This window comes from Actinoallomurus liliacearum (assembly GCF_039542035.1).
Taxonomy (GTDB): domain Bacteria; phylum Actinomycetota; class Actinomycetes; order Streptosporangiales; family Streptosporangiaceae; genus Actinoallomurus; species Actinoallomurus liliacearum.
This window is the reverse complement of the sequence record NZ_BAABHJ010000018.1, coordinates 13,776-30,705: the sequence shown is the minus strand read 5'-3', so window position 1 is coordinate 30,705 and position 16,930 is coordinate 13,776. Positions and strand designations below refer to the sequence as shown.

At 72.0% G+C, this 16,930-nt stretch carries 19 protein-coding genes; 8 read left to right on the top strand and 11 right to left on the bottom strand.

The annotated features are described in order from the left end of the window. The 4 genes from ABD978_RS24995 to ABD978_RS24980 form a co-directional block, all read right to left on the bottom strand. Positions 1-480: a flavin reductase family protein gene (locus ABD978_RS24995; RefSeq protein ID WP_345359222.1), complete on the bottom strand. Its 480-nt coding sequence runs from the start codon at positions 478-480 to the stop codon at positions 1-3. Positions 481-514: 34 nt separating this feature from the next. Continuing rightward, on the bottom strand, positions 515-1,633 hold the full coding sequence (locus ABD978_RS24990; RefSeq protein ID WP_345359219.1) for an LLM class flavin-dependent oxidoreductase: 1,119 nt from the start codon (positions 1,631-1,633) through the stop codon (positions 515-517). A gap of 64 nt (positions 1,634-1,697) precedes the next feature. Next, positions 1,698-2,894, bottom strand: a complete 1,197-nt coding sequence (locus ABD978_RS24985; RefSeq protein ID WP_345359216.1) for an LLM class flavin-dependent oxidoreductase — start codon at positions 2,892-2,894, stop codon at positions 1,698-1,700. Then, positions 2,891-4,243: an NtaA/DmoA family FMN-dependent monooxygenase gene (locus ABD978_RS24980; protein ID WP_345359213.1), complete on the bottom strand. Its 1,353-nt coding sequence runs from the start codon at positions 4,241-4,243 to the stop codon at positions 2,891-2,893. The genes ABD978_RS24985 and ABD978_RS24980 overlap by 4 nt, the downstream gene beginning before the upstream one ends. 355 nt (positions 4,244-4,598) lie before the next feature. On the opposite strand from ABD978_RS24980, the gene ABD978_RS24975 reads away from it, so the two are divergent. After that, positions 4,599-5,327 (top strand): chitinase, encoded by a 729-nt coding sequence (locus ABD978_RS24975; protein ID WP_345359210.1) that lies wholly within the window; start codon positions 4,599-4,601, stop codon positions 5,325-5,327. A 158-nt stretch (positions 5,328-5,485) separates the two neighbouring features. Beyond that, on the top strand, positions 5,486-6,283 hold the full coding sequence (locus tag ABD978_RS24970) for an RDD family protein (protein ID WP_345359207.1): 798 nt from the start codon (positions 5,486-5,488) through the stop codon (positions 6,281-6,283). 130 nt (positions 6,284-6,413) lie between these two features. Here ABD978_RS24970 and ABD978_RS24965 read toward each other — a convergent pair whose 3' ends face one another. After that, the gene (locus ABD978_RS24965) at positions 6,414-6,647 is read right to left on the bottom strand and encodes an EF-hand domain-containing protein (protein ID WP_345359204.1); all 234 of its coding nucleotides are present in this window, start codon (positions 6,645-6,647) and stop codon (positions 6,414-6,416) included. Positions 6,648-6,751: 104 nt separating this feature from the next. Next, positions 6,752-7,216 (bottom strand): MarR family winged helix-turn-helix transcriptional regulator, encoded by a 465-nt coding sequence (locus ABD978_RS24960; protein WP_345359201.1) that lies wholly within the window; start codon positions 7,214-7,216, stop codon positions 6,752-6,754. A 124-nt stretch (positions 7,217-7,340) separates the two neighbouring features. Here ABD978_RS24960 and ABD978_RS24955 point away from each other — a divergent pair, with 124 nt between their 5' ends. The 4 genes from ABD978_RS24955 (at position 7,341) to ABD978_RS24940 (ending at position 10,708) form a co-directional block, all read left to right on the top strand. Beyond that, positions 7,341-8,108 (top strand): pirin family protein, encoded by a 768-nt coding sequence (locus ABD978_RS24955; protein ID WP_345359198.1) that lies wholly within the window; start codon positions 7,341-7,343, stop codon positions 8,106-8,108. A 104-nt stretch (positions 8,109-8,212) separates the two neighbouring features. Continuing rightward, the gene (locus tag ABD978_RS24950) at positions 8,213-8,716 is read left to right on the top strand and encodes a VOC family protein (RefSeq protein ID WP_345359195.1); all 504 of its coding nucleotides are present in this window, start codon (positions 8,213-8,215) and stop codon (positions 8,714-8,716) included. Positions 8,717-8,830: 114 nt separating this feature from the next. Further along, positions 8,831-9,775, top strand: a complete 945-nt coding sequence (locus tag ABD978_RS24945; RefSeq protein WP_345359192.1) for an NAD-dependent epimerase/dehydratase family protein — start codon at positions 8,831-8,833, stop codon at positions 9,773-9,775. Positions 9,776-9,781: 6 nt separating this feature from the next. Then, on the top strand, positions 9,782-10,708 hold the full coding sequence (locus tag ABD978_RS24940) for an RNA polymerase sigma-70 factor (RefSeq protein WP_345359189.1): 927 nt from the start codon (positions 9,782-9,784) through the stop codon (positions 10,706-10,708). Positions 10,709-10,716: 8 nt separating this feature from the next. Here the strand turns inward: ABD978_RS24940 and ABD978_RS24935 are convergent, their stop codons facing one another. Further along, positions 10,717-11,253: an SRPBCC domain-containing protein gene (locus ABD978_RS24935; protein ID WP_345359186.1), complete on the bottom strand. Its 537-nt coding sequence runs from the start codon at positions 11,251-11,253 to the stop codon at positions 10,717-10,719. Between the two features lie 137 nt (positions 11,254-11,390). On the opposite strand from ABD978_RS24935, the gene ABD978_RS24930 reads away from it, so the two are divergent. Continuing rightward, positions 11,391-11,786, top strand: a complete 396-nt coding sequence (locus tag ABD978_RS24930; protein ID WP_345359183.1) for a winged helix-turn-helix transcriptional regulator — start codon at positions 11,391-11,393, stop codon at positions 11,784-11,786. 27 nt (positions 11,787-11,813) lie between these two features. On the opposite strand, the gene ABD978_RS24925 is transcribed toward ABD978_RS24930, so the two are convergent. The 3 genes from ABD978_RS24925 to ABD978_RS24915 all read right to left on the bottom strand — a co-directional run bounded on the left by ABD978_RS24925 (position 11,814) and on the right by ABD978_RS24915 (position 14,197). Then, positions 11,814-12,239: a CBS domain-containing protein gene (locus ABD978_RS24925; protein WP_345359180.1), complete on the bottom strand. Its 426-nt coding sequence runs from the start codon at positions 12,237-12,239 to the stop codon at positions 11,814-11,816. 87 nt (positions 12,240-12,326) lie between these two features. Beyond that, the gene (locus ABD978_RS24920) at positions 12,327-13,448 is read right to left on the bottom strand and encodes an N-acetylglucosamine-6-phosphate deacetylase (protein WP_345359177.1); all 1,122 of its coding nucleotides are present in this window, start codon (positions 13,446-13,448) and stop codon (positions 12,327-12,329) included. Next, on the bottom strand, positions 13,445-14,197 hold the full coding sequence (locus tag ABD978_RS24915; RefSeq protein ID WP_345359174.1) for a glucosamine-6-phosphate deaminase: 753 nt from the start codon (positions 14,195-14,197) through the stop codon (positions 13,445-13,447). The genes ABD978_RS24920 and ABD978_RS24915 overlap by 4 nt, the downstream gene beginning before the upstream one ends. A gap of 341 nt (positions 14,198-14,538) precedes the next feature. Here ABD978_RS24915 and ABD978_RS24910 point away from each other — a divergent pair, with 341 nt between their 5' ends. After that, positions 14,539-15,369: an FHA domain-containing protein gene (locus tag ABD978_RS24910; protein WP_345359171.1), complete on the top strand. Its 831-nt coding sequence runs from the start codon at positions 14,539-14,541 to the stop codon at positions 15,367-15,369. 7 nt (positions 15,370-15,376) lie between these two features. Here ABD978_RS24910 and ABD978_RS24905 read toward each other — a convergent pair whose 3' ends face one another. Further along, complete coding sequence (locus tag ABD978_RS24905; protein WP_345359168.1) at positions 15,377-16,885, bottom strand: serine/threonine-protein kinase; 1,509 nt, start codon at positions 16,883-16,885, stop codon at positions 15,377-15,379. Between the last annotated feature and the right edge of the window lie 45 nt (positions 16,886-16,930).

The window sequence follows — 16,930 nt, the reverse complement described above, 5'->3', positions numbered from 1 at the left end:
TCATGCCTGGCTCAGCCGCCGGAAGCCGCTGGCGTGGAAGACCAGCGGCGCGACCTCGGGACGGGCGTCCAGATCCCGCACCCGGAACACCACGATGTCGTGGTCACCCGAACGCACCTGCTGTTCGATCGTGCACTCGAACCACGCCGCCGCGCCCTCGATCAGCACGCACCCGTCCACGGTCGCCCGCCAGTCCACACCCGCGAACCGGTCACCACCGCGCGCGCCCAGCCGCCGCCCCACCTCCTCCTGATGCGCGCCCAGCACACTGATCCCGATCCGCGGCAGCCCCCGCAGCGACGGCCACGTCGTCGAGGTGTGCGCCACGCACACCGACACCAGCGGCGGATCCAGCGACACCGGAACGAATGAGCTCGCCGCGATCCCCACCGGCCGCCCACCGGCCAGCCCCGCCACCACCGTCACACCCGTCGGATACGCGCCGTACACACGACGCAGCTCCAGTCGCACCGCGGTCATGCCGAGGCTCCTTCTCTCTGGTGCCGGGCCCGGCTCACGCGTTCCACTCTTCGGCCAGCAGTTCGAACGAGCGGACCCGGTCGGTGTGGTCGTGGGTGATGGTGGTGACGAGGAGCTCATCGGCGCCGGTCACCCGCTGGAGCACCCGGAGGCGTTCGGCGACCGTCGCCGGCGAGCCGACGAACTGGGTGTCGATCCGGTCGGCGACCAGCGCCCGGTCCTCCTCCGTCCACTCGTGGGCGGCGGCCTCCTCCGGCGTGGGGAAGGGGATGGCCCGCAGCTCCTTGCGGATGCTCCGGACCCACAGCCCGTAGGGAGAGGCGAGCCGGCGGGCGGTGTCGTCGTCCGGCGCGACGACGACGTCGGCCGAGACCAGGACGTACGGCTCGGTGTGGCCCTCGGACGGTTTGAAAGCCTCCCGGTAGGCGTTCACCGCCTCCAGCACCGTGGCCGGGCTGACGTGGTAGTTCGCGGCGAACGGCAACCCGCGCTCGGCGGCGACCTGGGCGCTCTGCCCGCCGCTGCTGCCCAGGATCCACACCTGCGGCTCGGCGCCTTCGCCGGGGACCGCGTGCGCCTCATGGCCGTCCGGCGAACGGTAGGTCCCGGTCAGGAGCGCGATGATCTCATCGACCTGGTCGGCGAAGTCCGGTGACCGTGCGCCCGGCTGCTGCAGCAACGCGCGGGACAGGGCGAACAGCGGGGACTTCGTCAGCGACGCGAAGGAGAACGGGGACGGGATGAGCAGACCGTCGACGACGGTCGCCGGACGCTCGGGCGGCGGGGTGGTCGCGGCCCGGGCGAGCTCGGCGCCGCGCTGTCCGGAGCGGCCCAGGCCGAGGTCGATCCGGCCGGGGTACAGGGCGTCGATGGTGCCGAACTGCTCGACGACCGCCAGCGGCGTCTGGTGGCCGAGCTGGACGGCGCCCGAACCGACCCGGATCCGGCGGGTGGCGGCCGCGACCAGGCCGATGAGCACCGCGGGCGCCGAGCTGGCGACGCCGGGCGCGAGATGGTGCTCGGCGAGCCAGTACCGGTGGTAGCCGGCCTCCTCCGCCCGCCGGGCCAGGTCGATCGTGTCGCGCAGCGCGTCGCGGGCCGTGCCACCGGAGGTGACCGGCGCGAGGTCCAGGATGGACAGGGGTACGGGCATGGTCACCTTCCGGCCGGGGCCGCGGGGGACGGCCTGCTGAGGATCTTTCGGCGGACGGGGGCCGTCACGACGCCCTCGCGTACCGGTTCGCCGGCCGGGCGAGGCCGAGCAGGCCGCGCAGGGTGTCGGCCTCGTACTCGTCGCGGAACGCGCCGCGCCGCCGCAGCTCCGGCACCAGCCCCTGAGTGATGCCGGTCAGGTCGTGCGGGAGGGCGGCCGGCCGCAGCCGGAAGCCGTCGAGCCCGGCGGCTCGCCAGTCTTGGAGCAGGTCGGCCAGGTCACCGGGGGTCCCGGTGAAGACGAGGGCGTCCGAGGAGTAGCGAGCGCCGTCCAGTTCGTCGAGCCGGTCCTTGCGGGCCTCGGCCGTGGAAGTGTCACCGTCGAGGAGGACGACCAGGTCGGCGAAGACCTTCAGCGGCTCACCGACCCGGCCCGCGTGCTCCTCGGCGGCGCGCACCTGTCCGGTGATCGTGGTGACCTGGTCCCGGGAGTGCGGGGTCACGTACACGACGTCCGCTCCCCCGGCCGCGAACTCGTAGGGCACGACGTCGTGGGCGAGCGCCGTGACGAGCGGCTGACCCTGCGGCGGCCGTGGCGTGATCGAGGGTCCCTTGACGCTGAAGTGCGGGCCTTCGAAGTCGATGTAGTGCAGCTTGTCGCGGTCGATGAACCGGCCGGTCGGCACGTCGCGGATCTCGGCGTCGTCCTCCCAGCTGTCCCACAGCCTCCGGACGACCTCGACCGCGTCGGCGGCCTCGGCGAACAGCGCGCGTACGTGCCCGGCGAACTCCGGGTCGTTCCACGCGCCGGGGCGGAGCTCGGGGAACTCGCGGCGGCCGAAGTGGCGGGCGTCGCTCGCCCGGCCGGAGATCTGCGGGCGCCACCCCGCCCGGCCCCGGCTGACGTGGTCGAGGGTGGCGATGCCGATCGCGACGTGGAACGGCTCGGTGTGGGTGGTGCTCGTCGTCGGCACCAGCCCGATGCGGGAGGTGAGCGGGGCGAGCCGGGCGGCCAGCAGCACGGCGTCGAGCCGGCCCCGCACCTGGTCGGTGCGGTCGTCCGGGCCGTCGAAGGCCGAGGACTGCGGGCCCAGCGAGTCCTCGATGGTCACGAAGTCGATGCGGGCGCGTTCGGCGTCGGCGACCAGGTCGGCCCAGTACCCGGCGGTGAACAGGTCCTTCGGCCGCGCGTCCGGCGCCCGCCAGGCGGCCGGGTGCCAGCCAGCGCCGTCCAGCGCGACGGCGAGGTGGAGGTGGGTCACAGGGTGGCCTCCTGACGGTGCGGGACGGCGGCGAGGCCGAGATGGTCGCGGAGCGTGGGGCCGGTGTAGTCGGCGCGGAAGACGCCCTTCTCCTGGAGCAGCGGCACGACCTTGTCGACCAGGTCGTCCAGACCGCTGGGCGTGAGGTGCGGCACGAAGATGAAGCCGTCCGCGGCCTCCGTCTGGACGAACTCGTCGATCTGGTCGGCGACGGTCCGCGCGGTGCCGACGAAGGTCTGCCGTCCGGTGACCTCGATGACCAGCTCACGTACGGTCAGCCGTTTCTGCCGGGCCACCTCCCGCCACTGCTCGGCCGTCGCCCTGCGGTCGCCCCGGAACTGGGCGCGGCCCTTCGAGACCCCCTCGGCGAAGTCGGGTTCGATGTCGGGCAGCGGCCCGTCCGGATCGACGTCGGACAGGTCCCGGCCCCAGATCCCCTCGAGGAAGGCGATCGCGGTCTGCGGGCTCACCTGCGCCCGCCGGATCTCCGCCGCACGCTCGGCCGCCTCCTCCTCGGTGTCGCCGAGGACGTAGGTCACGGCGGGGAGGATCTTCAGGTCGTCGGGCCTGCGGCCGTACTTGGCGAGCCGGGCCTTGACGTCCTTGTAGAACGCGCGGCCCTCCTCCAGCCTGCTGTGCCGGCTGAAGATGACGTCGGCGTCGGAGGCGGCGAACTCCCGGCCCTCCTCGGAGTCCCCCGCCTGGATGATGACCGGGTGGCCCTGTGGCCCGCGCGGCACGTTGAACCTTCCCTCGATGGCGATGTGCCGTCCCTGGTGACGGAAGGTCTCGATGCCGTCGGACCGGACGAACTCGCCGCGTCCCGCGTCGGCCACCACGGTGTCGGGCCGCCAGGAGTCCCACAGCTCCCGCGCGGTCCGGAGGAACTCGGCGGCGCGGGTGTACCGGTCCGCCTCATCCAGGTAGCCGCCGCGCCGGAAGTTCTCCCCGGTGAACGCGTCGTAGCTCGTTACAACGTTCCAAGCCGCCCGGCCGCCGCTCAGATGGTCGAGCGTCGCCAGCCGCCTGGCCACTTCGTACGGCTCGTTGAAGGTCGAGTTGACGGTCGCGGCCAGACCCAGGTGTGAGGTGACGGCCGCGAGGGCGGACAGGACGGTCAGCGACTCGGGCCGCCCGACGACGTCCAGGTCGTGGATCCGGCCCTTGAGCTCGCGCAGCCGGAGCCCCTCGGCGAGGAAGAAGAAGTCGAATCGGCCGCGCTCGGCCGTACGGGCGAGGTGAACGAAGGAGTCGAAGTCGATCTGGCTCTTGGACCGGGGGTCGGCCCAGACGGTGGTGTTGTTCACGCCGGGGAAGTGCGCGGCGAGGTGCACCTGTCTGCGTGTCATCGGAACCTCTCCCTGTCGAGGGGTCGGGCGCGAACTCGCGGCTCACCTGGCCGAGCAGGCGAGATCAGCGAACCCATGCCACTGTAGGAAAAACCTACTAATCCGGTCAAGATAGGGAGGAATGCTGCGATGGACGACATGAGCGATGAGCGGGCCGACGCTGAACCCGCCCGGCCCGTGGGCGCCCGTCGACGGGACCGACGACGCCGAGACGGGGTGACACGACGCGCAGAGCGTCACGATCGGCGAGATCTCTGCTACAGATAGTAGTCGCGACGGTCCTCCGTCGTCCGGGCCGCGGACACCGGAGGACCGGTCGCTCGGCGGCCCGGCCACGCTGCGCGAGGAGCGAGAGATGTCCGTACGTCGCGTGCCGGCCGCCATGACCTCGGTCGCCCTGACGGGCATGCTGGCCCTGAGCGCCCCGGCCGCCGCGGCGACCGGCGGCGGTCCGGCCGGGGGCGCCGCCTTCGTGGTCGGCCAGGCACAGTTCGACGCGATGTTCCCGGGCCGCAATCCCTTCTACACCTACAAGGGCCTGACCGACGCGCTGCGCGCCTACCCGGGCTTCGCGCGGACGGGCGGCGAGGTCACGGGAAGGCGCGAGGCGGCCGCCTTCCTCGCCAACGTCGGCCACGAGACGGGCGGCCTGAGATACGTCGTCGAGCAGAACAAGGCCAACTACGGCCACTACTGCGACAGAACCCGGCCCTACGGCTGCCCCGCGGGCGCGAACGCCTACTACGGGCGCGGCCCGCTGCAGTTGAGCTGGAACTTCAACTACAAGGCCGCCGGGGACGCCCTGCACCTCGACCTGCTGCACGACCCGTACAGAGTGGAGAGGGACGCCGCCGTCTCGTGGCAGACCGGCCTGTGGTTCTGGAACACCCAGAAGGGCGCCGGCACCATGACCTCGCACGAGGCGATGGTGAGCAACGAGGGCTTCGGCGCGACGATCCGCAGCATCAACGGCGACCTGGAGTGCGACGGGAAGAACCCGGACCAGCGCCAGGACCGCATCAACCTCTACCAGAGGTTCGCCGGCATCCTCGGCGTCAGCGCCGGCGGCAACCTGTCCTGCTGACTCCCCCGGTTCGGACCGGTCTCCCCGCCCGGAGCCCGCGTCCCGGTTTCTGCCGATCCGTCCGAAAACCCCCGTGTTCGGAGGGATCTGCCCTATCCTCGCGCGTGCGCCGTCAGGTCTCCGCCTGCCGGCCGGAACCGACGGGGATGGTGCGAAAGATGGCGACGGATCCACCCGAAGACGAGGCGGCGCAGGCCCCGGAGGCGGAGCCGCCGTCGGACGGCTCTCAGCCGGACCAGCCGGGCCCGCATCCCCGGCCGTACGGACTCCCTCCCGGCCAGCCCTATGTCGACTCCGTGCCGGGAGCGTACGGCGGTCCGCCGCCCGGACCGTACGGGCCCTCAGGTCCGGGGCACTACGGCGGTCCGCCTCCGGCACCGCCGTATCCGTCCTATCCGCCCGGTGGGCCGTACCCGGCCTACGGTCCGCCGACGGCGATGGACCCGACCCTCGCCGAGTGGTGGCAGCGTCTCGTCGCCCGGATCATCGACGGCCTCCTCCTCTCGGTGGTCACGGCGCCCCTGCTGGTCTGGTACTTCCTCTGGTACCTCCACAGGATCAAGGACATCCTCCCGTCCGATCCGGACGCCCCGCCGCCGCCGGTCGGCGAGATGCTGCACACCGAGCTGGGCCTCATGGGCTACAGCCTGCTGGTCGGGCTGGTGAGCGCGGTGGTCGCCTTCGGCTATGAGGCGTTCGCGCTCTCCCGGTGGGGCCGGACCGTGGGCAAGCGGGTCATGAACATCAAGGTGGTCGCGCTGTCGGACCGCGCTCCGATCACCGGGGGCACCGCCGCCAAACGGGCCGCGCTCTACGCGCTGGTGCCGCAGGTCCCCACCGTCGGTGGCATGTTCGGTCTGCTGAACGTCCTCTGGCTGCTCTGGGACAAGCCGTACCGCCAGTGCCTGCACGACAAGGTCGCCCGGACGGTCGTGGTCAAGACCCCGCCGCGGTGAACCACCGGACGGATCCGGCCGGCGGCGGGTGACGCACCCGCACGAGCCGCCCGATCCTCGAGAAGGCCCCTGGCGACGGGACTCCGCTCGTCGCCAGGGGTTCGGCACGCGTCGTCGACGGCGGCCGGCCTCAGGAACCGAGCTCGGGGAGGTTCTCGGCCAACGGCACGAACTCGGCCGCCGACAGCAGCCCGTCACCGTTGGTGTCGTACTGGACGAACAACGCCCTGACGATCCCCGACAAATCGTTCACCTCGGCCGCCGGGAACATCCCCGCGATCGCCGCGGTCACCTCGTCGGCGGTGAGCCGCCCATCCCCATCGGTGTCGTACCGAGCGAACACCGCCTCGTACTGATCGGACATGATTCCCTTCCACCAGAGCGACCGTGGTCCCCGATCGTAACGATTCCCGAAGCGGACCATGGCCCTCAGGTGCGGCGAATTCGCGCCGCGGCCGGGCCGGGATATCAGCCGGCCGTGGCGTCGAGCCGGCCGAGCACGTGGTCGGACACCTGGTGGAGCAGGGCGACCTGGTCGCGGGTGAGCCCGTCGAAGAACAGGCGTCGTACGGTGTCGACGTGCCCGGGGGCGGCGGCCACGATGGCGCGCCGGCCCGCGTCGGTCAACGCGACCACGGCGCCGCGGCCGTCCTCGTCGCACTCCTCTCGCGCGACCAGGCCGCGGCGCTGCATCCGGGTGAGGTGGTGCGACAGGCGACTCTGCTCCCACTGCAGGCCGCGCTGCAGCTCGAACGGCCGTAGCCGCCCGTCCGGGGCGTCGGTGAGCTGGACGAGCACCTCGTAGTCGGCCAGCGAGAGGCCGGAGTCGGCCTGCAGCTGCCGGCTGAGCCGTGCGGTCAGTTGCCCGTGCATGCGGATGAACGCACGCCAGGCGCGCTGCTCCTCGTCATCGAGCCATCGTGTGCCGCTCATGCCCTCCACCCTAACGTGATCAATGACACGTCATCCAGCTGGGAAATATATGACGCATCATGTAGGTTGTGAGCCGCGTAGATGATTCATCATCTACCTAGACGTCGGAATGAGGAGCCGTCCCATGCGCACCCAGATGAGCCCGCAGATCGACATCCGCCGCGCGGACGAACGCTTCAAGACCGAGATCGGCTGGCTCGACTCGAAGCACTCGTTCTCGTTCGGCCACCACCACGACCCTCGCAACACCCACCACGGGCTGCTGCTCGTCAACAACGACGACGTGGTCACGCCCGGCATGGGCTTCGAGACCCATCCGCACCGCGACATGGAGATCGTCACCTGGGTTCTGCGCGGGTCGCTGGTCCACCAGGACTCCACCGGCCACAATGGGGTGATCTACCCGGGGCTCGCCCAGCGGATGAGCGCCGGCACCGGCATCCTGCACTCCGAGAAGAACGACTCCTGGCACCTGCAGGGCGAGCGGCACGACGAGCCGGTGCACTTCGTGCAGATGTGGGTGGTGCCCGACGAGGCCGGCATCACCCCCGGCTACGAGCAGTTGGAGATCGACGAGAAACTGCTGTCCTCCGGCGCGCTCGTCCCCGTCGCCTCCGGGCTGGAGCGGCACGACGGCGAGGCCGCGATCCGGATCAAGAACCGGTACGCCGCGCTCTACGCCGCCCGTCTGACGCCCGGCCAGAGCGTCGAGCTGCCCGACGCGCCGTTCCTGCACCTGTTCGTCGCACGCGGCGCCGTGAACCTCGAAGGCGCCGGTCCGCTCGGTACCGGTGACGCCGTGCGCTTCACCGCGGTCGGCGGGCAGCGGGTGACCGCGACCGAGCCCGCGGAGATCCTGGTATGGGAGATGCACGCCACCGTCGCCGCCTGACCGCCCGGCCGGAAACGCCGGGTGAGGTGGGTCCGCTCATGGGCAGGGGACCCACCACCCGGCCACCGGCCGGGAACCCGTCACGACCCCGCATCGGAGGAACCATGACCGACACCCCGACCGATCTCGGCGCGATCGAGGCCGAGCGGCAGCGCATCCGGGACGCCCATCTCCGCCCCGCGGCCGAGCGTCCCCGGTCCACGGCGCGCGGACTGCATCACACCGCGCTGATCAGCAGCGACGTGGAGCGCACCGTCCGCTTCTACCAGGACGTGCTGGGCTTCCCCCTCACCGAGCTGATCGAGAATCGGGACTATCCCGGCTCCTCGCACTTCTTCTTCGACATCGGCAACGGCAACCTGCTCGCCTTCTTCGACTTCCCCGGGCTCGACCTCGGCCCTTACGCCGAGGTCCTCGGCGGCCTCCACCACTGCGCGATCTCCGTGGAGCCCGCGCGCTGGGACGAGATCGTGCGCCGCCTGGAGGAGGCCGGCGTCGAGCACGTCGTCCACAGCGAGGTGTCGGTCTACTTCCGCGACCCCGACGGTGCCCGCATCGAGCTCATCTCCGACCCGCTCGGCGAGATGTACGGCAACCAGGTGCTGTGACCATGGCCTGTCACGCCGGCCGCTGACGTTCATCGCCTGTGAACCGGGTCACTGCCGGTCATGGAGCGAGAGGGCTCCTCGTCTCTAGTCGGTGACGCAACGAACGGAGACGTCATGAGAATCCTCATCGCCGGAGCGTCCGGCACGATCGGCGGCCATCTAGTCACCCAACTCGTGGCGCGCGGCCATGAGGTCGTCGGTACGACCCGCTCGGCGGCCAAGACCGGCGCGCTGCGGGCGCTGGGCGCCGAGCCGGTCATCGTGGACGCGCTCGATCCGGACTCGGTGGCCGATGTGGTGGCCAAGGCCGAGCCCGAGGTGATCGTCCATCAGCTCACCGCGCTGAGCGGAGCGTCGACCATGCGGCAGGTGAAGCGGATGGCGTCCGCCACCAACCGGCTGCGTACCGAGGGCACCGACCACCTGCTGGCCGCTGCGCGTGCGGTCGGCGTCCGCAGGTTCGTGGCCCAGAGCAACTCTCTGTGGATGGAACGCAGCGGTGGGCCGGTCGCCGACGAGAACGGCCGGATCGAACCGAACCCGCCCGCGGACGCCGAGGCGGCGGTGGCCGCGTTGCGCCACGTGGAGGACGCGGTGACCGGCATCACCTGGGCCGACGGCATCGTGCTTCGCTACGGCTGCTTCTATGGCCCTGGGACCGGCCTCAGCGCCGCGCCGGACGCGGTCATGACCGAGCAGATCCGCAAGCGAAAGTTCCCGATCGTCGGCAGCGGCCGCGGGGTGTGGTCGCTGGTGCACATCACCGATGCCGCCTCGGCCACGGTCGCGGCCATCGAACGCGGCAGGACGGGGATCTACCATGTCGCCGATGACGACCCGGCACCGGTACGTGACTGGCTGCCCTACCTTGCCCGGACCCTCGGTGCTGAACCGCCGCGTCGTGTACCGGCCTGGCTCGCCCGCCGGCTGGCCGGCAAGGGCGCGGTGGACATGATGACGCGGGCCCGCGGGATCTCCACCGGCAAGACCAAGCGCGAACTGGGCTGGAACCCGCAGTACCCGAGCTGGCGCACGGGTTTCACCGACGGATTGAGCTGACTCGGCATGTCCGCCTCGGACCTGTACGGCGATCTGCGGCCGCGGGCCTTCGCCATCGCCTACCAGATGCTCGGCAGCGTCAGCGAAGCCGAGGACGTGCTGCAGGAGGCGTTTCTGCGGCTGCACCAGACCCAGCGGGGAGGCGAGACGATCGCCTCGCCACGGGCGTACATCGCCACCTTGGTCACTCGCCTGGCCATCGACCAGTTGCGCTCGGCACGCGCGCGCCGGGAGCGGTACGTCGGCGAGTGGCTACCGGAACCGCTGGCCACCGATCCGTCACCGGGCGAGCAGGCGGAGACCGCCGACTCGCTGTCGTTGGCCGTCCTGGTACTGCTGGAGAGCCTGTCGCCACGGCAGCGGGCCGCGTTCCTGCTGCGCGAGGTGTTCGAGTATCCGTACCCGCAGGTCGCCGAGATCGTCGGCACCGATGTGGACAGTACGCGGCACCTGGTCGCGCGGGCTCGGAAACACCTCCGGGAACGCCGACCGCGCTACTACGCCTCTCGGCGACAGCGACAAGAACTGGCTCGCCGCTTCTTCGCCGCCGTCGAGCAGGGCGACCTGCGGGCGCTCGAAGAACTGCTGGCGCAGGATGTGGCGATGCACGGTGACGGCGGCGGCAAGGTGCCGGCGCTGGGGCGGCCGGTCAACGGACGCCGGCGGGTGGCGCGTGTTCTGGCGGCGATGGCGCCCCTGCTGGCGCGTGCCGGTGGCGTGCGTTTCCACGTCACCGAGATCAACGGCCAGCCGGGCGCCCTGGTTTTCGACACGCGGGACCTGCTGGTCGGGGTGATGGGGCTGGATATCGCCGACGGTCGGCTCCAAACGATTTACTCCATTGTGAACCCCGACAAATTGCAGCACTTCGACCGGGTCGGCGACCTCAGCGCCCTGGTGCGCGCGGGCCGCCGAGCCGACGACGACGGCTGAACCGTTGGTCACGCCGGACCCCGCCGGCGCGGGCCGGGGTCCGGGGCGAGCGCCGCCGCCAGGCCGTTCAGGCGGAGCGTCGTGCCGCCGCGCAGGTGGGGCAGGTCGGCGCTGCCGTCGCCGGTGGCGACCAGGAAGGCGACCTGCTCGGTCCACGTCAGCAGGGTCGATCCGGCGTCGTCGGCCAGCAGGACCGTGACCAGGGAGGTCCAGCGCAGCAGGTCGTCGACGATGGACTCGTACCCGAAGACGATCCTGCGTTCCGGCACGATGTCGAGGTAGCGGGACCGGTACTCCAGCCGCTCCGGGTCCGAGTCCAGGACGGAGAAGGTGCTGTGCGCCGTCTCGCCGCCACCGACCCGGAACTCGTGGTGGTACACGGCCCCCGACCCGGGAAGCCGGAACCAGCGGCGCCGGACGCCGGAGTCCGCGAAGGCGGCGAAGACGGCGGCCGGGGCCGCGTCCAGCCGCCGGACGATCGTGAAGGTGTCGTGCCGGACGCCGGGCCCGTCCCCCGGCTCCACCTCGGCCTGCCGTGCGCTCATCCGCATCCCTCCGTCCGTTGACCGCCGTGGCGGTCGTCGATGGTTACCATCGGGAGGAATCGCGGAAAGGCCCGTGTTAATCCGCCTCTCCAATACGCACTTTCCCGTAAGCAACGCACCCGGAAGGCAGAATCACCATGGACGCCGTGCTGCGCGCCGATCTGGTCGCGCGAGGGATGACGCCCGACTGCGCGGAGACGATCGAGCTCGTCCGCGACGTCCTCACCCGGGTCGGCGACAAGTGGACCGTCCTGGTCGTCACGACGCTGGAACCCGGCCCGATGCGCTTCACCGCCCTGCACGAGCGGATCGCCGGCATCTCCCAGCGCATGCTCAGCCACACGCTGCGGGCCCTGCAGCGCGACGGCCTGATCACCCGGACCGCCTACGCCGAGGTGCCGCCGCGTGTGGAGTACGCGCTCACCCCTCTCGGCCGTTCCCTCGCCGCGGCCGTCGATCACCTCGTCCTCTGGGTGCGGACCCACCGGACCGACATCGCCCGCAACCGCGAGGACTTCGACGGCGGCGGGTGACCGGCCGCCCGACGCGGGGACGTGCCGTCAGTGTGACGTGCTGGAGATGGCCGTCACGAGTTCGCCGACCATCTCATCGGGCAACTTGGCCGCGAGATCGGCCTGGCTGATGATCCCGACGAGTTCGTTCTCCTCCAGCACGGGCAGGCGGCGGATCCGGTGCTCGGCCATCTGGTGCAGGACGCTCTCGATGTCCGACCCGGCGTCGACATACCACACCTCGCCTTCGCCGACGAGCTCTCCGGCCCTGCAGTCGGAGGGGTTCCTGCCCTGCGCGATGGCCTTCACGACGATGTCGCGATCGGTGATGATCCCCTTCAGCCTGCCGTCCTCTCCGCAGACCGGCAGCGCGCCCACGTCCATCTCCGCCATGCGGCGGGCCGCCGTGGTGAGATTCTCGTTGATCGACAGACACTCACAGCCGCGGTGCATGACCTCACGTGCGGTCGTCATGATCGATCTCCCCCTTTCAGCCCCTTGTTCGAATCGTCCCTCGCGACGAGCCCCGGACGCCAGAGGGCGAAAGTCCCACGCCGCCGGTCAGGTCACCGGCTGCCCGGCGACGAGGACCTCGCGGATGTCGAGCGTGGTGTCCCCCGGCCGCCAGGCGAAGGCGATCAGGTCCGCGGGCCGGCCGGGCCGCAGCAGGCCACGGCCGCCGACGAAACGCCCGGGGTTCGCCGTGGCCAGGCGCAGCCCGGTGGCGAGGGGCAGGCCGGCCATCGTGATCGCCGTCGCCACCCCGTCGGCGAGGGACCGGGAGGCGCCGGCCAGCAGGGGCGTGCCGACGTAGGACAGCCGGCCGTCGGCCGACAGCTCCACCTCCCCGCCCACGGGGGTGCGGTAGCGCCCCGGTGGCATGCCCGCCAGCGCCGTGGCGTCGGACACCAGGTGGGAGCGCTCGACGCCCTTGGCGCGCAGCATGACGCGGAAGGTGTCGGCGGGCAGGTGGTGCCCGTCCGCGATGAACCCGGCGTGCAGGCGGTCGTCGGCGAGCTGGGTCCACAGGTGGTTCGGGTGCCGGGGCAGCATGGTGTAGGTGGCGTTACCCAGGTGCGTGGCGAGTTCGGCGCCGGCGTCGATCGCCCGGGTGATCTGCTCGGGCGTGGCATGGGTGTGCCCGATCGCGCAGCGCACGCCCCTGCGGGTGGCGTGGGCGATGAAGTCGATCGCCGCCTCGTCGTGCGGCGAGATGGTGACCATGCGGACGAGGTCGCCCCAGCGGCGCAGCTCCTCCAGGTCGGCGGGCCGCAGGTACCGCGCGTCGTGCACACCGCGCGGGCCGTCCTCCGCCGACAGGAACGGCCCTTCCACGTGGACGTACGGGATCGCGCGCGCGACGAGCGGGTCCGCCCCGCGCGCCCGCGCGATCGCGGACAGCGCCGCGCGGATGCGCTCCTCGGGCGCGGTCACGATCGTCGGGACCACCGTGGTCGTCCCCACGCGGCGCAAGGCGCTCACCAGCGCGGTCACCGTGGCCTCGTCGACGTCGGCGGCGTTCACGTCGTGCCCGGCGAACCCGTTGACCTGCAGGTCGACCAGGCCGGGCGCGAGCCACAGCTCCGTGGGGCCGTCCGCCTCGGTGATCGCGCCGATCCGCCCGTCCTCGACGCTCACGCACAGCGTGCGCCCGCTCGCCGGATCCCGGCCGCTGATCCTCATCGGGGCGCGGACCCCTCGTCGACGTAGACCACGCAGCGCGGGTGGGTGCGCAGCGCGCTCGCCGGCAGATGTCCTCCGATCGGGCCGCGCAGCGCGGCGGTCACCGCGTCCCGTTTGCGCGCGCCGGGCACCATGCAGAAGACCTCCTCGGCCGACAGCAGCGCCGGCACGGTGAGAGTGATCGCCCGTTCAGGCACCTCGGCCAGGGTCGCGAAGCAGCCGTCGTCGACCTGCTGCCGGCGGCAGACCTCGTCCAGTTCGACGACCTTGACGGGCGCGGGGTCGTCCAGGTCGGCGGGCGGGTCGTTGAACGCCAGGTGCCCGTTGACCCCGATCCCCAGGCAGGTGATGTCGATCGGCGCGGCCGCCAGCGGCCGGGCGTACGCCTCGGGGGGCGCGTCCGGGTCGATCAGGTGCACCGCCCCGAGCGGCACCCGGTCGAAGAACGTCCGCCGCAGCCAGGCGCCGAACCGCTGCGGGGCACCGTCGTCCAGGCCGAGGTACTCGTCCATGTGGAACGCGGTCACCCGCGTCCAGTCGACGCCCGGCTGCGCGGCCAGCGCGCGCAGCGCCGCCTCCTGGCTCGGCGCCGCAGCGAAGATCATCCGGACTTCGGGCCGGGTCTCCAGCCTCCTGGTGATCGCCGCCGCGATGTCGCGCGCGGCGGCGCGGCCCAGCGCCTCGGGGTCGGGGAACCGGCGGAGGACGGGGGTGTACGTCGCGGCACTCGACCGCTCTCGATCTGTCATCGCCGGCAACGCTACTCCCCGGCCTCTTTGGCCGGTGCGTGGGAATGCGTTACAGATCCGGCTCGGGATCCATCGTGAGGACCGTCAGGGTGGATCCGGAGCACCCCTCCAGAATGCTCCGGATCACCCCGGACGGTGCCGCCCCTACCGAACCGCCCCCGCGCGTCCGGTGCTGAGCCGGCGATGATGGACCAGGCGTCCCCTGCCTGGGTTCTGACACTTGCGAGGCCTTCACAGCAAAGCCCCGGGAAGCGACTCCGGCTACCCCCGGATTCGGGGATGGGCGGGCCGGAGGCGCCGGTCCTACACTCGGCGGACATGAGTACTGGCGGGGTGCCCCGATGACACCGCGCGCCGCGGCTCCCGCCGTCACGCGCGTCACGGCGCCGTCCGGGCTGGTCCGGGAGCTTCCCGACCACGAGCGCCTGGTCTTCGGCCGGGGACCGGACGCGGACCTGGTGATCTCCGCCGACCGTGGTCTCTCCCGCCGGGCGGGCGTGATCAGCGCACTGTGCGGCGGCGCCTGGGTGGCCAACCTCAGCCGGACCCACGCGCTGTACACCGAGAGCGACGGATACCAGATCCGGCTGCCGCCGCTGGAGGCGGGCGGTGAGCCGTCCGCCGGCTGGTTCATCCGGACGGGGACGGCGCTGGTGGGTTCGCGGGGCATGCTCGACGCGGGTCAGGCCGTCCGCGTGACGGTCCTGTCCACCGCGACCGACGCCCTCGGGAGCCCGCCCATCGCCCGGCCGGACGACGACTCGACGCTGCTCCCGCTGTACCTGGATCCGCACACCAAGCTCTTCCTGGTGGCGCTCCTCCTGTGCCGGCCGTGGCTGCTGGACCCGACCCGTACGACTCCGCTGCCCCGGACGCCGGAGATCGCCCGCGCGGCGTTGGAGGTGACGGACGCCTATTACGAGATCGAGCAGTTCGACCACGACCCGGTCTTCCGTGACCGGCTCGCCGCGCGCGTCGGTGAGCATCTCAAGGTGCTCCGTCGCAAGATCAATCTGCGCGGCCTCGCGCGGGCCGGGACCCGGCTCTCCGACGAGGTGGTCGTCGGGGTGCTGATCGAGCACGCCATCGTCACCCCGGCCGACCTGGACCGTCTCGCCGACCCGTCCTGGTGCTCGCGGCAGGAGGACCTGTGGTGGGACCGTTCGCGGTAGCCGGGGGCTACAGGTCGTTCACGGTGAACGCCGCCTCCAGCGGGGCGCCGACGCCGGGCACGGTCACGGTGAGACGATGACGGCCGGGCGGGAGCTTTCCGGAGAAGAACTCGTGGCTCTGGTTGATCACATAGTTGAACGTGCCCACGAAGTCGACGACCGGCGTCACCGCCGACACCCTGTCCCGGTCGAGCCGGACCGTGACCGTCCGGCCGGGTGTCAGGCCGGTGCCGTGGACGACGAACCCGGTGCGCCCGTCGCCGTAGTCCTGGTTCAGCGTGATCCCCGGAGGTCCCGACGGCCGCGCCGTCCGGGCGACGCCGGGTGCTCCGGCGGGTACGGCCCCGGGCGGTGGCGGGCCGAGCGGCCGCCGTGGCCGGTCGTCGCCCATCCGGCCCAGCGCGAACCCGGCCGAAAGGACGGCCACCGCTCCGAGCAGCACCATGAGGACCCGCCCGCCCCGTCCGCTCCGCCGGGGTGGGACCGTACGCCCCCGGGCCGGGGCGTCCGGGTCCGGGCGCGGATCCGCCGGCGATCGCTCCGGCGCTCTGATCGAGGTGGGCGAGTCCAGGGTGTCCTCACCGGCGGCGCGGTCATCCGCCCGTGGCGGTTCCACCGGCCGTGGCTCCCGCCGGTACTCCTCGAGCAGGGTGAGGGCCTCGTCGGGCAGCGGCGCCGCGCCGCTGCCGTCGAGTTCGGCCGCCAGGCGGGCCAGCAGGGCGTCCGCCGTGGGACGGTCCGCCGGGTCGCGCCGGAGGCAGTCCAGCAACAGGTCGGCGGCCTCATCCGGTACACCGGTGAGGTCCGGCGGATCGCTCGCCAGGCGGAGCAGGACGTCGGTCACCGACTTCCCCGAGTACGGCGGGTGTCCGGTGGCGGCGAACAGCAGGGTCGAGCCGAGGGCGAAGACGTCGCTCGCCGGCGTCGTCCGCCTGCTGTCGCGCGCCTGCTCGGGCGCCATGTACGCGGGGGTGCCGACGGCCTGGTGCGTCGCGGTGGCCGTGGCGCGCTCGGTCGCCCGTGCCACGCCGAAGTCGATGACCCGTGGCCCCTCGATCGACACCAGCACGTTCGACGGTTTCAGGTCCCGGTGCACCAGCCCTGCCTGGTGAATCGAGTCCAGCGCCTCGGCGCACCCGGCGGCCAGCCAGCGCAGGGCCGGAACCGGCAACGGCCCGCACGTCCGTACGAGCTCCTCCAGGGAGGGCGCCGGGATGTACGCGGTGGCCAGCCACGGGATCTCGGCCTCCGGGTCGGCGGCCACCACCGCCGCCGTGAACACGCCGCTGACCCGGCCCGCGGCCACGACCTCACGGGCGAAGCGGGAGCGGAAGTCGGCGTCGCCGGCGAACTCGCCCCTGATCGTCTTGACCGCGACCAGCCGTCCCGAGGCCGACCTGCCGAGGTAGACCCGGCCCATCGCACCGCTCCCGAGCCGCCCCAGCAGCGTGTAACCGCCGATCCGCCGGGGGTCCTGCCGGGCCAGTGGCTCCAGCCTCGTACGACCTGACGCCATCGCGTCTCCTCCGCTCGGCAGGGCACACCGGTCCATCTTCCCGGC

Excerpts from the sequence above, each read along its gene's own strand:
- ABD978_RS24995 (WP_345359222.1), bottom strand. The coding sequence starts at position 480 with ATGACCGCGGTGCGACTGGAGCTGCGTCGTGTGTACGGCGCGTATCCG.
- ABD978_RS24990 (WP_345359219.1), bottom strand. The coding sequence starts at position 1,633 with ATGCCCGTACCCCTGTCCATCCTGGACCTCGCGCCGGTCACCTCCGGT.
- ABD978_RS24980 (WP_345359213.1), bottom strand. The coding sequence starts at position 4,243 with ATGACACGCAGACAGGTGCACCTCGCCGCGCACTTCCCCGGCGTGAAC.
- ABD978_RS24975 (WP_345359210.1), top strand. The coding sequence starts at position 4,599 with ATGTCCGTACGTCGCGTGCCGGCCGCCATGACCTCGGTCGCCCTGACG.
- ABD978_RS24970 (WP_345359207.1), top strand. The coding sequence starts at position 5,486 with ATGGCGACGGATCCACCCGAAGACGAGGCGGCGCAGGCCCCGGAGGCG.
- ABD978_RS24965 (WP_345359204.1), bottom strand. The coding sequence starts at position 6,647 with ATGTCCGATCAGTACGAGGCGGTGTTCGCTCGGTACGACACCGATGGG.
- ABD978_RS24960 (WP_345359201.1), bottom strand. The coding sequence starts at position 7,216 with ATGAGCGGCACACGATGGCTCGATGACGAGGAGCAGCGCGCCTGGCGT.
- ABD978_RS24955 (WP_345359198.1), top strand. The coding sequence starts at position 7,341 with ATGCGCACCCAGATGAGCCCGCAGATCGACATCCGCCGCGCGGACGAA.
- ABD978_RS24950 (WP_345359195.1), top strand. The coding sequence starts at position 8,213 with ATGACCGACACCCCGACCGATCTCGGCGCGATCGAGGCCGAGCGGCAG.
- ABD978_RS24945 (WP_345359192.1), top strand. The coding sequence starts at position 8,831 with ATGAGAATCCTCATCGCCGGAGCGTCCGGCACGATCGGCGGCCATCTA.
- ABD978_RS24940 (WP_345359189.1), top strand. The coding sequence starts at position 9,782 with ATGTCCGCCTCGGACCTGTACGGCGATCTGCGGCCGCGGGCCTTCGCC.
- ABD978_RS24935 (WP_345359186.1), bottom strand. The coding sequence starts at position 11,253 with ATGAGCGCACGGCAGGCCGAGGTGGAGCCGGGGGACGGGCCCGGCGTC.
- ABD978_RS24930 (WP_345359183.1), top strand. The coding sequence starts at position 11,391 with ATGGACGCCGTGCTGCGCGCCGATCTGGTCGCGCGAGGGATGACGCCC.
- ABD978_RS24925 (WP_345359180.1), bottom strand. The coding sequence starts at position 12,239 with ATGACGACCGCACGTGAGGTCATGCACCGCGGCTGTGAGTGTCTGTCG.
- ABD978_RS24920 (WP_345359177.1), bottom strand. The coding sequence starts at position 13,448 with ATGAGGATCAGCGGCCGGGATCCGGCGAGCGGGCGCACGCTGTGCGTG.
- ABD978_RS24915 (WP_345359174.1), bottom strand. The coding sequence starts at position 14,197 with ATGACAGATCGAGAGCGGTCGAGTGCCGCGACGTACACCCCCGTCCTC.
- ABD978_RS24910 (WP_345359171.1), top strand. The coding sequence starts at position 14,539 with ATGACACCGCGCGCCGCGGCTCCCGCCGTCACGCGCGTCACGGCGCCG.
- ABD978_RS24905 (WP_345359168.1), bottom strand. The coding sequence starts at position 16,885 with ATGGCGTCAGGTCGTACGAGGCTGGAGCCACTGGCCCGGCAGGACCCC.